This window comes from Ruegeria sp. BHSA123 (assembly GCF_059613425.1).
Genome location: NZ_JBXWSL010000003.1, coordinates 31,123 through 45,406, shown reverse-complemented (window position 1 = coordinate 45,406; position 14,284 = coordinate 31,123). Strand labels below are relative to the sequence as shown.

The following is a 14,284-nucleotide window of genomic DNA, read 5'->3' as shown; positions in this document are numbered from 1 at the left end:
CCTCCACCCGAGGCTGAAAGGATTGAGATGAGCGAGAACTGGAACAAACGCACCCAAGCCGTCCATGGCGGCATCCGTCGCAGCCAGTATAACGAGGTGAGCGAGGCGATTTTTCTGACGCAGGGTTTCGTCTACGAAAACGCTGAACAGGCCGAGGCCCGGTTTCTGGAATGTGGCCCGGACGAGTTCATCTATGCCCGTTACGGCAACCCGACCGTGTCCATGTTCGAGCAGCGCGTCGCGGCGCTGGAAGGCGGCGAAGATGCGTTTGCGACGGCCTCGGGTATGGCCGCCGTCAACGGCGCGCTGACCTCGATGCTGAAGGCCGGGGACCATGTCGTTTCGGCCAAGGCGCTGTTCGGCTCGTGCCTCTATATCCTTGAAAACATCCTGAGCCGCTATGGCGTGGACGTGACCTTTGTTGACGGCACCGATCTGGAACAGTGGAAGGCTGCGATCCGCCCGGACACCAAGGCCGTTTTCTTTGAATCCATGTCGAACCCCACGCTTGAGGTGATCGATATCGCCGCCGTGGCCGATCTGGCCCATGCGGTCGGAGCCGTTGTCGTGGTGGACAACGTGTTCTCGACCCCGGTGTTCTCGCGCGCGATCCAGCAGGGTGCGGATGTGGTCGTCTATTCAGCGACCAAGCATATCGATGGGCAGGGCCGTGCGCTGGGCGGTGTGATCATCGGAACCAAGGACTTCATCCGAGGAACAGTTGAACCCTATCTTAAGCATACCGGCGGCGCGCTGAGCCCGTTCAATGCGTGGATCATGCTCAAGGGTCTTGAGACGATGGCGCTGCGGGTCAATGCTCAAGCCGAAAGCGCGCAAAAGATTGCCGAGGCGCTGGAAGGGCACCCGGCGCTGGAACGTACACTTTACCCCGGTCTGAAAACCCATGCCCAGAACGCGCTGGTTCAGACCCAGTTGGGCGGCAAGGGCGGAACCGTGCTGTCGCTGGACATCAAGGGCGGCAAGGATGCGGCGTTTGCCTTCCTGAACGCAATGACCATTCCTGTGATTTCGAACAATCTGGGCGATGCCAAATCCATCGCGACGCACCCGGCGACAACAACGCACCAGCGTCTCAGTGACGTGCAGAAGGACCAGCTGGGCATTACACCAGGTCTGATCCGCTTTTCCGTCGGGCTTGAGGATGCCGGTGACTTGCTGGCCGACCTTCAGCAAGCGTTGGAAGCCTCGCAGAAATAAACCAAAGCCCCCCGCGCGCCCTTTTCGTGCGTGGGGGCTGGCTGCCTGCCCATGCGGCCACTCTGTTTCGGGCGGCAGCCAGGCGCACCACCCGCTGTTCCCGCCTTCAAAAGGCGCTAACTGTTGCGAGATGACGGTTTTGCGCCGGATTTTTCAATCCGGGCTGCTATTGCCGACGTATCGGGTTAGACTGGTATTAGACCATCAGTCATATATAGTCCGACGACCAACCAAGGAACTGCCGCTGATGAACGTTCACCCGCGCGACATTGATGAAAAACCGGATCGGGACAAGGCTGCCGAGGCTTTGAACGTTTTGCGGCAATGGGCAAAGTCCGCCTCGGAAGCCGAGATAAACCAGCTTGACCCGGCTGTGGCCCGGCTGCTGCCCGGTCTGGCGGCGGGCAACTATCCGCCCTTTTCGCGCGCTTACCCCGATGACTTTACTGTCGATGCGGCGTACCGCGCATCCTTGCCGGATTTGCAGAACGGCCCGTCCAGCCTGATCCGTGGGGCCAAACAGCAGATTCAACATGTGGGTATTTCGAACTTCCGCCTGCCGATCCGCTTCCACCGGAAAGAGGGCGAAGACCTGACGCTGGAAACCTCGATCACCGGCACGGTCAGCCTCGAGGCCGAGAAAAAGGGCATCAATATGTCCCGGATAATGCGATCTTTCTACAAACATGCGGAACGGACGTTCAGCTTTGAGGTCATGGAATCCGCTCTGGACGATTACATGTCCGATCTGGACAGCTTCGACGCCCGTATCCAGATGCGCTTTTCCTACCCGGACAGGATCAAAAGCCTGCGCTCGGGCCTTGAAGGGTACCAGTATTACGATATAGCGCTGGAACTGGTCGAACAGAACGGTGTGCGTCTAAAGATCATGCACCTTGACTATGTCTATTCCTCGACCTGCCCATGTTCTTTGGAACTCAGCGAACATGCCCGGTCGATGCGTGGTCAGCTGGCGACGCCGCATTCGCAGCGCTCCGTCGCGCGGATCTCGGTTGTCGTGGACTGTGATGCGGATTGCCTGTGGTTTGAAGACCTGATTGCGCTGTGCCGCCGTGCGGTTCCGACGGAAACGCAGGTCATGGTGAAACGCGAAGATGAACAGGCATTTGCCGAGCTGAACGCAGCCAATCCGATCTTTGTCGAAGATGCCGCGCGCCTGTTCTGCGCCGAGCTTTTGGCAGATCATCACGTTGGCGATTTTCGCGTTGTCGCAAGCCATCAAGAGAGCCTGCACAGCCATGACGCCGTGTCGATTCTGACCGAAGGCCCAACCTTCACCGCGTCCAGCCTGGACCCGAAACTGTTTACGACCCTGTTTCACGTTGGCTGAACGTCTCGGGTAAGTGGCTAGAATTTAATCAGAGATTTATCTGATCGGCGCTCATTCGCCGCAGTGCAGCAAAAATGCTGCAATTGCGTGAAGACTTCCTGTATCCTGACGGGGAATGCAGCTTCGGCACACCGGCGCGCTCAATGGTGTGTCACCCGAAAGGAAGCCGAGACGTGAGACGCCTTGGACTGCAAGACCCCTACCTCCGCCCGGACCCTCCGAGCGGGCAGGGCGCTTTACCCTCACTCTTCGGGCTGCATCGTTTTCAGAGGAGATCTATGGAATGAATCCGATTACCCAACCGCTAGAGCTTCAGGCCGCAGCTATACGCATGGCTGGCTATGCGATCGTCAACCAGATCAAGATCGCACAGATCATGACCCGTTCGGCACTTGAACTGCCGATGGTGCCGGTCCACGCCCTGCACCTGGCAGCATCAGCACCGGTTCCTGCGGTGGAAACACCGGCGGAAAAACCGGTGGCCAATCCCAAACCCGCCGCGACCCGTGCGAAACGCGTACCGGTGAAATCGTCAACGCCCAAGAAAAAGCTGGCCCGCAAACCTGCACCGTCCAAGCCGGCGGCCACACCGGTTGAGTTCTCAGCCAGTCCGCGGCCCACGGCAGCACCCCCGGCGGCAGCCAAACCGACACCAGCGGTTAGTGATGAAATAGCAGTAAAACCTGTTGAATCTACGGTGACACCTGCGACCGCAACCGTGTCGCCCGTAACGCCCAAGCCCGCCCCTGCAAAACCGGCGCCTGTTCAGGCAACGCAGGTTAAGCCGACACCGGCCGATCCTGCCCCGGCTGAGGTGCAGGCGAAATCTGCCCCGGCCACAGAGCCGCGCAAACCACAGGCGCGAAAAACTCGTGCCCCGTCCAAACCACCCGTGATGCCCGGAGCAGATGCCAAAAACTGACGGGTAAACCGGGATCATCTGCTTGACACGGTCGGGTTGGCACGCCAACCCTGCGCGTCATGATGGATCTTCGCCCGGTCGGATATGTGATTGGCTTGCTGGTCGCCATTCTTGGGGCGACCATGCTGCTGCCTATGCTCGCGGACCTGATCGAGGGGCGCGGGGAATGGCACGTGTTTCTGGAAAGCGCGATTATCACGACGCTGACCGGGTCCGTTCTGGCGATGAGCTGCTCGAACGGTGTGGGCGAAGGGCTGACCATCCGCCAGACCTTCCTGTTGACAACCGGTGTTTGGGCGGCGCTGCCCCTGTTTGGCGCAATTCCGTTTCTGTTCGGTGAAACCGAGCTGCGCTTTGTCGATGCGTATTTCGAGGCGATGTCCGGCCTGACAACAACAGGTTCAACAGTGATTTCCGGGTTGGACACCCTGCCGCAGGGGCTTTTGCTGTGGCGCGGTATCCTGCAATGGCTGGGGGGCATCGGGATCATCGTTGTCGCCATGGTATTCCTGCCCGAGCTGCGCGTTGGTGGCATGCAAATCTTCCGCTCGGAAGGCTTTGAAACAATGGGAAAAATCCTGCCTCGCGCGCAAGAGATCGCGGGTCAGATTTCGCTCATCTATGTCTTCCTGACACTTGTCTGCGCGCTGGTTTACGCCGGTTTGGGAATGAACTTTTTCGACGCCCTGGTACATGCGTTGACAACGCTTTCGACCGGCGGGTTCTCGAATTATGACGCCTCGTTCGGAACCTTCTCGGGGCCCGCCGAATATGCGGCGTCGGTCTTCATGATTTTGGCGGCGCTTCCTTTTGTGCGCTACGTCCAGCTGGCAAACGGCCATACAGCGTCCTTGTGGAAAGACAGTCAAGTTCGCGTGTTTCTGGCGACCATTCTGGTTCTGGTCATCATCATGTCGATTTTCCTGACATCGGTCTTTCCGCATCACTGGGAACAGGCGTTTCGGGAATCTTTGTTCAACATCACCTCGATCATCTCGGGCACCGGCTATGCCAGTGTCGATTACATGGGCTGGGGCAGCTTTCCGATCATGATGTTCTTCCTGATCGGCCTGATTGGCGGCTGCGCGGGATCGACCGCATGTTCGATCAAGATATTCCGCTATCAGCTGCTGTTTGCCTCGATCAAAAGTCAGATCAAACGGATCAGGTCTCCGCATGGCGTGTTCGTGCCGCTCTATGATGGGCGGCCTGTGGGGCAGGGTATTCTGACCTCGGTGATGAGCTTCTTCATGTTCTTTGTCCTATCGATGGGCGTGCTGTCCTGGGCGCTGGCGCTGACCGGTCTGGACTTTATCACAGCCGTTTCCGGGGCAGCGACCGCGCTGGCCAATGTCGGTCCCGGTCTGGGCGATCAGATCGGACCAGCGGGCAATTTCGCAAATCTCAACGACACGGCTAAATGGTTGCTGACAATCGGGATGCTGGTCGGGCGGCTCGAGCTGTTGGCCGTTTACGCGATCTTCACTGTTCAATTCTGGAGAGGCTGATGAAAAGACCCCTTGGCGCGCAGATTTCGCATATGCTCAAGGATCGTGGCGTGGACGTGATTTTTGGTATACCCGGCGTTCACAATCAGGAAATGTATCGCGGCATGGAAGAGGCTGGCATCCAACATGTTCTGGCCCGTCACGAACAGGGGGCGGGGTTTATGGCCGATGGGTATGCCCGCGCAACCGGCAAGCCGGGGGTTGCCTATGTGATCACCGGGCCCGGCCTGTGCAACATCATGACGCCGATCGGGCAGGCCTACAGCGACTCGGTGCCGATGCTGGTGGTGTCGTCCTGCCTTGATGAAACACAGGCGCTGCGCGGCCAGTTGCACCAGATGAAGGACCAGCGCCTTGCGGCCGGAACCGTTGCACACTGGTCGGCACAGGCCAACACGGCCGAGGCCGCCTATGCGCTGGTCGAACGCGCCTTTGAAGAATTCGAGCTGTCGCGCCCGCGCCCCAAGCACATTCAGGTGCCAATCGCGCAGTTGCAGGCCGAGGCTGATCCGGCACCTTTCCCCAACCAGCCTGCGTTGCGCACCAAGGCGTTGCCGCCTGACGTATCGCCGGTTGTCTCGATGCTGAACCTTGCGCGCAGGCCGCTGTTCATTCTTGGGGGCGGTTGCAAGTCCAACGACTGGCGGCAGATTCTGACACAGCTTGGGGCTGCATGCTTTACTACATACGCAGGGCGCGGGCTGCCGGGCGCAAACTATCCGCTGGATTTCGGCGCGTCGCTGCCGCGCCCCGGCAGCGCCGAGGTTATCGCCTCGGCGGATCTGGTCATCGCGGTCGGCGCCGAATTGGGCGAGGTCGATCTGTGGCGCAGCGACCTTGGGCATTCGTCAACGCTGATCCGCGTTGACCTTGATCCCGAAGTCCTGTCGGACCACCATCGCGCCGCGATCAAACTGCAAACCGACAGCGAAAGCTTTGCCCGCGCCTTGTGGCAGGCGACCGAAAACCTGAAACCGGCAACCGGCTGGTCGCCCGACGAAATATCCGAAACCCGCGCCCGGTGGCGGGCCGAGGTGGATGCCGAACGGCCCGGAATTGCAGCAGTGGCCGATGCGCTGCGCGCCGCGATGCCCGCTGATACCATGATCTATTCCGACATGACCCAATTCGCCTATGTCGCGAAAGAGGTGTGGGACATGGCCTATCCGCATCACTGGCACCATCCGACCGGGTTCGGAACGCTGGGCTATGGTCTACCGGCCGGAATTGGCGGCGCGGTGGCGCGGCGCGGCAAACCAACGGCGGTTATCGCCGGGGATTACGGGTTCCACTATACGATGCAGGAACTGGGTGTTGCGGTCGAACTGGGTTTGTCGCTGCCGATCATCCTGTGGGACAATGGCAAACTGAAAGAAATCGAAGACAGCATGGTCCGCAGCCAGATCGCGCCCAATGCAGTGGTGGCGCATAACCCGGACTTCTGCAAGCTGGCCGAAGCTTTTGGCGCGCGCGCCTCAGCCCCTTCATCTCTGGCTGAGATGCAGAGCGCGGTTCGCGCGGCTTTCGATGCACCTGTCCCGACCTTGATCCACGTGACCCCGGACATTCTGTAACAAATAAAAGCGCCGCAGGTTCATGCGGCGCTTTGATGTTTCAATGTCTGGTTTCAATATCTGCGCGCGTTCAATCCCAGCAATGCACCAGAACCGTCATTCCGGTCGCGCGCCGGTTCAGCTCGTTGGGGGAAATCCGGGTGGTTTCCTCGCTCGACTGACCGGAAACACCGGCTTTCGTCAGGATTTCTGTCAACCGCTCGACCGTTGCCGCAAGGCTGACTGACGCGGGCAGGGTGCGCCCCTCGGACGGTGTGGGCAGCAGCATGCCAACCACGTTGCCGCTGTCGTTGAAGACCGGCCCGCCCGCATCGCCGGGCTGTGCGTTCAGCGCCAGCCGTTTGACACCCGTCTCGCCGTTCAGGCCACGGATATCCGCGATTTGGCCGTAGGTCAGCGTCGGTGCGCCCAAAGCCCCCTGGTAGGAAAAGCCGGATACGGCCACTTCGGACTGGATGCGCGGTTGGGTGGTGCTGAAAGCAGCAACACTCATAGGGGCAAGAGCTTTTGCAGGACGCAGAACCGAAACACCAAGCTCCGGGTCCGTCAGCGCCAGCTGAACCTCCTGATCCCCTTCCAGAGTGATCCGGGTGCAGCTTTCGGCGGCTTCGGACACCGTCAGAACCGTGCCGTCCGCACCAGCGAAAAAGCCCGACCGCGACAACCGGGGCTTGCGGATCTGAAGACCCGAGACCAGATCGATGCGCTGTTCCGCATCCGCACCGGCGGCGGCATCCAGAACCGCGCCGGTTGTGCTCAGGCTGGTCGCCATCGCAGCCAGAACACGCAGGCGGCGCGCTTCGTCCCCTTCGGGCCAGACGAGTGTAAAGCCCTTGATCTTTCCATCATCCAGCCGCGCCTGCGTGAATGACACGATCCCATTGCCGCGCCCTTCAAGGGTAAACTGGTCGCGACCCAGCTCGCGCGGGCCGTTCAGCGGAACAATCTCAAGCGACTGCATCACCTCGTAAAGGGCGCGCAGCGTGTTCTTGTCACCCTCCTGACTGATCAAAAGGGCCTGGGCGTTCAGGTCCGAGGCGCTTTTGAAATGCACGAACGGCGCCTCATAGCGATCAAAGCTGACTGTACCTAACGGCATGTCCAGCGCAATTCCGGCTGCGTCATCGGAATACCGTTCTATCCCGGCCGAGATCAGCGGCGCGTTGTATTCATCTATCAGGGCCTTGCGTTGCACCGTGGTCAGAATGCCTGTCGCCTCATAACCATTGAAGCGCTGCCAATCGCCCATCGACCGGCGGGTTCCCTGACCGAAAGCGCCATCGATGGTCGAATTATAGAAACCCGCCGCTTGCAGGGCTGTTTGCAGGTCTTTCCGTTCCTGCGCCGTCAAAAGGCGCTCGGATTGCAACGCCTGTTCGCGGGTTTCATCCGAATCCTGTGCGGTCGTAACCGCCACGGGTTCTTCCGCCTGTGCTGCCGGTTCTGTCAGCACGCTAACAACGTCGCGGTTCACCGCGTTTTCGCCGACCGGCCAGAACTGTTGCCCCAACGCGCTTGAAAACGCGACAAAGCTGTCACGCGGGATCTGCCCCTCGGCCCGGTATACGCGCAAAACCTGCTCGGCATCGCCGCGCGAATAGGGGCCAATGACGATGGCATACCAGCCGCTGTTCAGCCGAAACCCGTTCACATCGGGCAGGGTGCTGGCATAGGCTTGCGCCCGGTCCTGCGCTTCGCGCAGCGACGGCTGCGCCTCGACCTGAACCCAGACGCCGGGATCTTGTTGTGCGGTCGCGGCGCGCAGGCCGACCAGAAGAAACAAAAGAATTGCTGAAAATACGCGTGTCATAGTCTGCCCGTGTTATGCGGTGTTTGTACTGAGGTGCAGAATACGCGATTTCATTTGCCAAATACCATGCTGTGAATGCGGGGAATTTGTGGTGTGGCCGCGCAGATACAGCCACAGCCCAAAGCCCCGTTGACGCCCCTCGGCCCCTTGCATAGGAAGGGCCAAACCGACCGGAACCGGGCGCACGGGGCGCCCAGAGGGAATGTCATGACCGAACCGACCAGTGCACCGCGTTCATTTCAGGAAATCATCCTTAGGCTTCAGTCCTACTGGGCCTCGAAAGGCTGCGCGATTCTGCAACCCTATGACATGGAGGTCGGGGCAGGGACGTTCCATCCCGCTACCACTTTGCGGGCGCTGGGGTCCAAGGCATGGGCCGCAGCCTATGTTCAACCGTCGCGCCGTCCCACGGATGGGCGCTATGGCGAAAACCCCAACCGGCTTCAGCATTACTACCAGTATCAGGTGCTGATCAAACCCAGCCCTCCGGATTTGCAGGAGCTGTATCTGGGCAGCCTTCAGGCCATCGGCATCGACATGGACCTGCATGATATCCGCTTTGTCGAAGACGACTGGGAAAGCCCCACGCTGGGCGCTTGGGGGCTTGGCTGGGAAGTCTGGTGTGACGGAATGGAAGTCAGCCAGTTCACCTATTTCCAGCAGGTCGGCGGCCATGACTGCACGCCTGTCTCGGGCGAGCTGACTTATGGGCTCGAGCGTCTGGCGATGTATGTGCTGGGCATCGACCACGTGATGGACATGCCGTTCAACGATCCGCAATCGCCCAGCCCACTGAAATACGGCGACATCTTCAAACAGACGGAAGAGGAATACGCCCGCTGGAACTTTGACGTGGCCAATACCGAGGTTCTGCTGCGCCATTTCGAAGAGGCCGAGGCTGAATGCGCCACTATCCTGGCGCAGGCACATGACGACCCGAAAACCGGCAAGCGTATCATCATGGCGCATCCGGCCTATGACCAATGCATCAAGGCGTCACACATCTTCAATCTGCTGGATGCACGGGGCGTGATCTCGGTCACCGAACGGCAGGCCTATATCGGGCGCGTGCGGGCGCTGGCCAAGCAATGCGCGGATGCCTTTGTGCAGACCGAGGCCGCCGGGTTCAGCGCCGGATGAGGCGATCAGGCCAGCCCCGGCAACAGGGCTTTCAGGCCGTCCGCGATCATGCTGACGGCGATAGCCGCCAGAATCATCCCCATAAAGCGGCTCATGATCACGCGCGCGGTGTCGGAAAGGCGTTGGGCCAGCCAGGCCGCGTTCCAGAACGTGATCAGAAGCAGGCCAACAATGGCAAGGAATACACCAGCATAAACAATGGCTTCTACGGGCTTCTTGATCTGGTGTGCATACAGGATCAGCGTGGTGATCGTGCCGGGGCCGACCAAAACGGGAAAGGCCAGCGGATAAAAGGCGACGGTATCCGGTTCGGGGTAAGCGTCCTTTTCCCCCTTCGTCCCGTGATGAGAGGTGCTTTCGTGTCCGTTCAGCATGTTAAGGCCGATCATCATGACAACCAGACCACCGGCGACGCGCAGATGATTGACACTAATGCCAAAAAGGCCAAGCGCCTGACTACCGACCAAGGCAAAGGCGCCGCCAAGGATCAGGCAGTAAACCGCTGTTTTGGCCGCAATCTTGCGTTGTTCGGCGGCGGACAGGTCCTGAGTGACGCTCAGAAACACCGGCAGGTTGGTGACCGGGTTCATGATCGCAAACAATGCGCCGAAAAATCCGACGGCAAGGGTGGATTCCATCGTGTTGACCTCGTTTCTGCCTGTCCCCGGATGAAACCTGTCCTATTTTACAAGAACTTGAAAGAGGCGGCCTGAAAGATGACGGGAAAACTGCTGACAATTCTTCTGCTGCTGTCGGCCATCGTGGCAGGCGTCGGCATGTATTATCTACAGGTCTACGGCTATTATTATGAGGTCGAACCGCAACCGGGGCAGGACGTTGCCCTGATTACGGATTCGGGCGGTGTGCCCGAGCCCATCGCCTATTCCGGGTTTCAGGCAATCGACGCCGACAGTTCGCCGATCCGGTATCGTGCCTGCTTCGAAACCGAATTGTCGCCGGACCAGATGGCTGGATACGTGCCTGTCGAAAACTCCGAACCCCTGACCGCACCGGGATGGTTTGAATGCTACGATGCGGTGTCTTTGGCGGATGCGCTTGAATCCGGGCAGGCGCGGGCGTTCATGGGGGTGAAGAACATCCATTTCGGCGTCGACCGGATTGTGGCGATCACCGCGGATGGCAAGGGCTATGTCTGGCACGCGTTGAACAATTGTGGTGAAAAAGCCTATGACGGTACCGTCGTGGGCGAGGAATGCCCGCCGCGCCCGGAAAACTGAAGGAGCAGATCGTGGGCCATGTCATAGAAATCCCCGATTTCCTGACAGCCACTCTGGGGTTTGCGGTCTATCTGATCGGGGCCGAGATCAACGCACGTGTGACAACCCTGCGCAATTTCAACATCCCCGAACCCGTAACAGGAGGCCTGCTGGCCTCGCTGGTGGTTCTGATGCTCTATCTGGTATTCGGGATCGAACTGTCCTTTGGCCTGACAGCCCGCGATTTCCTGCTGGTCCTGTTTTTTGCCGGGATCGGCCTGAACGCCCGCCTGTCTGACCTCATTGCGGGTGGTAAGCCGTTAATCTTGCTTTTGATTCTTACTCTGGCGACGATTGTCTTTCAGAATGTGATCGGCGCGGCTGGGGCGGCGATCTTCGGCTATCCCGCACAGGCCGGTGTGTTGTTCGGATCGGCTGCCCTGATCGGTGGGCACGGAACGGCAATTGCATGGGCGCCGGATGTGGCGCAGGCAACGGGCCTTGACGGCGCGACCGAACTGGGTGTGGCAGTCGCCACCCTTGGATTGGTCCTTGCTGCGCTGGTTGGCGGACCGATTGCGCGCCTGTTGGTCGAACGGCGCGGCCTGACGCCTGACCGCCCTGACGAAGAACCCAGCGTCGGATTGCCGGATGAGCATGACGGGCACTCCGCAAGCATCGATCATCTGACCGTCATGCGCGTCCTGCTGCACCTGAACCTGGCGATCATCTCGGGGTATGCGCTGAATGAATCAATTGCCGCCGCCGGGCTGAAGCTGCCGCTGTTCGTGCCCTGCCTGATCATGGGCATCGTGATCGCCAATCTGCGGGACGCGCTGTTTCCCGGCGCTCCGAAAGTGTCGCGCACACCGTCGCTGGCGCTGATTTCGGAATTTGCGCTGGGCGCGTTTCTTGCAATGTCGCTGATGAGCTTGCAACTCTGGACCATCGCGCAGCTGGGCATGGCCATTGCAGTGATCATGACAGCGCAGACGGTGTTCGCGGTGCTCTTCGTCCTCTGGGTGCTGTTCCCGGTCATGGGGTCCAACTATCGCGCTGCTGTACTGGCCGCCGGGTTTGGCGGCTTTGCGTTGGGGGCCACACCCACCGCTATCGCAAATATGACAGCCGTGACCAAGCGATATGGCCCATCGCCTATTGCCTTTATCGTGCTGCCCCTTGTATCCGCCTTTTTTGTGGATATCGCCAATGCCATCGTCATTCAGACGATCGTCAATTTCTAAGGACCGACAATGCCCGACCTGCTGATCGAACTGTTCTCCGAAGAGATCCCCGCACGGATGCAAGCCCGTGCCGGCGAGGATCTGAAAAAGCGGATTACCGATGGTCTGGTCGAGGCCGGTCTGACCTATGCAAGCGCGGCCGCCCTGACCACGCCCCGCCGCCTGACGCTGGCGGTCGAGGGGCTGCTGGCGAAAAGCCCCACCATCCGGGAAGAACGCAAGGGTCCAAAAGTAGGCGCACCCGACAAGGCAATCGAAGGGTTCCTGCGCGGCGCGGGCCTGACCCGTGATCAGCTGGAAGAACGCGAAACGCCCAAGGGGGCCATCTATTTCGCCACCATCGAAAAGGCCGGTCGCCCTGCGGCAGAGATCATTGCCGAAGTGCTCGAAACCACCATCCGCAATTTCCCTTGGCCTAAGTCCATGCGCTGGGGCGGTGGCAGCTTGCGCTGGGTGCGTCCGCTGCATTCGATCCTGTGCATTCTGACGGATGAGGCCGGGGCGCAGGTGGTTCCAATGGATGTCGACGGCATTTCGTCCGGCGACACCACAGCAGGCCACCGCTTTATGGCGCCCAACCGCTTTTCGGTCACGTCTTTCGACGATTACGCGGCCAAGCTGAAGCGGGCTTTTGTCGTCCTGTCCCCCGAGGAACGCGCCCGGCACATCTGGAACGACGCCCAGAACATGGCCTTTGCCGCCGGTCTTGAACTGGTCGAAGACAAGGGCCTGCTGGCCGAGGTCGCCGGGCTGGTCGAATGGCCGGTCGTTCTGATGGGACAGATTGACGACGAATTCCTCGACCTGCCGCCCGAGGTGCTGCAAACCTCGATGAAAGAACACCAGAAGTTCTTCTCGGTCCGCAATCCCAAAACGGGCCGGATTGAACGGTTCGTCACTGTTGCGAACCGCGAAACCGCGGACAATGGCGCGACCATTCTGGCGGGCAATCAGAAAGTGCTGTCAGCCCGTCTTGCCGATGCCAAGTTCTTTTGGGAAAATGACCTGCGCATCGCCAAATCGGACATTGCACAATGGACCCGCGCGCTGGAGAACGTCACCTTCCACAACAAACTGGGAACGCAGGCCGACCGGATCGGTCGTATCGCCGCGTTGGCCCGCGAACTGGCACCAGTAACCGGTGCCGATGCCGATCAGGCTGAAAAAGCCGCGCGCCTGGCCAAGGCCGACCTCAGCTCGGAAATGGTCTACGAATTCCCTGAGCTTCAGGGCCTTATGGGGCGGTATTACATCGAAGCGGCAGGTGAAGATGCCGCCGTGGCCGCCGTCGCGCAAGAGCACTACTCGCCTTTGGGGCCGTCGGATGATGTCCCCACTGCTCCGCTGTCGGTGACCGTTGCATTGGCCGACAAGCTGGACACACTGACCGGGTTCTGGGCGATTGATGAAAAGCCTACTGGCTCGAAAGACCCGTTTGCCTTGCGCCGTGCGGCGCTGGGGGTTATCCGGTTGGTGCTCGACAATGACCTGCGTCTGCATCTGGATCAGTTTTTCGACAGACAGCTGCTGCGTGCTGAAAGCGCTGCAAACGAGGCGCTGGCGGCTGAAAATGTTGACGAACTGTTGGATGAAATCGCAGATCATGGCGTGTTTGGCGCAGCCTTCCAGACTGTCAAGGAAAGGCTGGGAGAATTGTCGGGTGCCGATTTCCTGAGCCTTGAAAAGAAGATCCCCGACGCATCCGACGATCTCCTTTCCTTCTTCCACGACCGCCTCAAGGTCTTCCTCCGCGACGAAGGCATCCGTCACGACGTCATTGACGCCTGTATCGCGATGGACGGCAATGATGATCTCAACCTGTTGGTGAAACGCGCCCGCGCGCTGAACGCGGTGATCGCGACTGAAGATGGCGAAAACCTCGTGCAGGGCTTCAAGCGCGCCAACAACATCCTGACCCAGGCCGAAGAAAAGGACGGGGTGGAATATTCCTACGGTGCGGATGTGAAATTCGCCGAGACCGACAGCGAAAAGGCATTGTTTGCCGCTTTGGATGCAGCACATGCGCAAATCCAACCCGCGCTGAAATCCGAAGATTTCCCCACGGCCATGGCCGCCATGGCGGGGCTGCGCGGGCCGGTGGATGCGTTCTTTGAGGATGTGCAGGTCAACACCGACAATGACATTGTTCGCCGCAACCGGCTGAACCTTCTCAGCCAGATCCGGCAGATCTGCTCCAGCGTGGCCGATCTGACCCGGATCGAAGGGTAAACGACTGGGCGCACTGGCAGGCGCGCCCACAACGCACTTGCGTGAAGGGCGCAAGCGCCTATGCTGCAGAC

At 59.9% G+C, this 14,284-nt stretch carries 11 protein-coding genes; 9 read left to right on the top strand and 2 right to left on the bottom strand.

The annotated features are described in order from the left end of the window. Positions 1-27 precede the first annotated feature (27 nt). The 5 genes from metZ (at position 28) to AC2FNC_RS02275 (ending at position 6,573) form a co-directional block, all read left to right on the top strand. A complete protein-coding gene (metZ, locus tag AC2FNC_RS02295) occupies positions 28-1,218 on the top strand; it encodes an O-succinylhomoserine sulfhydrylase (RefSeq protein WP_496714531.1) in 1,191 nt (396 codons plus the stop codon). A gap of 247 nt (positions 1,219-1,465) precedes the next feature. Next, positions 1,466-2,569: a GTP cyclohydrolase FolE2 gene (folE2, locus tag AC2FNC_RS02290; RefSeq protein ID WP_480476518.1), complete on the top strand. Its 1,104-nt coding sequence runs from the start codon at positions 1,466-1,468 to the stop codon at positions 2,567-2,569. 283 nt (positions 2,570-2,852) lie between these two features. Continuing rightward, positions 2,853-3,491: a hypothetical protein gene (locus tag AC2FNC_RS02285; protein ID WP_480493441.1), complete on the top strand. Its 639-nt coding sequence runs from the start codon at positions 2,853-2,855 to the stop codon at positions 3,489-3,491. Positions 3,492-3,550: 59 nt separating this feature from the next. Further along, positions 3,551-4,999: a TrkH family potassium uptake protein gene (locus AC2FNC_RS02280; protein WP_480476522.1), complete on the top strand. Its 1,449-nt coding sequence runs from the start codon at positions 3,551-3,553 to the stop codon at positions 4,997-4,999. After that, on the top strand, positions 4,999-6,573 hold the full coding sequence (locus tag AC2FNC_RS02275) for a 5-guanidino-2-oxopentanoate decarboxylase (RefSeq protein ID WP_480919427.1): 1,575 nt from the start codon (positions 4,999-5,001) through the stop codon (positions 6,571-6,573). The genes AC2FNC_RS02280 and AC2FNC_RS02275 overlap by 1 nt, the downstream gene beginning before the upstream one ends. 70 nt (positions 6,574-6,643) lie before the next feature. Here AC2FNC_RS02275 and AC2FNC_RS02270 read toward each other — a convergent pair whose 3' ends face one another. Continuing rightward, a complete protein-coding gene (locus AC2FNC_RS02270) occupies positions 6,644-8,383 on the bottom strand; it encodes a serine protease (protein ID WP_496714530.1) in 1,740 nt (579 codons plus the stop codon). A 207-nt stretch (positions 8,384-8,590) separates the two neighbouring features. Between AC2FNC_RS02270 and AC2FNC_RS02265 the strand changes: the two genes are divergently transcribed. After that, entirely contained in the window at positions 8,591-9,523 is a 933-nt protein-coding gene (locus AC2FNC_RS02265) for a glycine--tRNA ligase subunit alpha (RefSeq protein ID WP_267363360.1), read from the top strand. Between the two features lie 5 nt (positions 9,524-9,528). Here AC2FNC_RS02265 and AC2FNC_RS02260 read toward each other — a convergent pair whose 3' ends face one another. Continuing rightward, positions 9,529-10,161, bottom strand: a complete 633-nt coding sequence (locus tag AC2FNC_RS02260; protein WP_496714529.1) for a MarC family protein — start codon at positions 10,159-10,161, stop codon at positions 9,529-9,531. A 78-nt stretch (positions 10,162-10,239) separates the two neighbouring features. Here AC2FNC_RS02260 and AC2FNC_RS02255 point away from each other — a divergent pair, with 78 nt between their 5' ends. Genes AC2FNC_RS02255 through glyS form a run of 3 tightly spaced genes read left to right on the top strand, consistent with a single transcriptional unit; the run spans position 10,240 to position 14,213 of the window. After that, a complete protein-coding gene (locus AC2FNC_RS02255) occupies positions 10,240-10,761 on the top strand; it encodes a DUF6446 family protein (protein WP_480554683.1) in 522 nt (173 codons plus the stop codon). Continuing rightward, entirely contained in the window at positions 10,737-11,984 is a 1,248-nt protein-coding gene (gltS, locus tag AC2FNC_RS02250; protein WP_480604170.1) for a sodium/glutamate symporter, read from the top strand. The genes AC2FNC_RS02255 and gltS overlap by 25 nt, the downstream gene beginning before the upstream one ends. Positions 11,985-11,993: 9 nt before the next feature. Further along, positions 11,994-14,213, top strand: a complete 2,220-nt coding sequence (gene glyS, locus AC2FNC_RS02245; protein WP_496714528.1) for a glycine--tRNA ligase subunit beta — start codon at positions 11,994-11,996, stop codon at positions 14,211-14,213. The last annotated feature ends 71 nt before the right edge of the window (positions 14,214-14,284 follow it).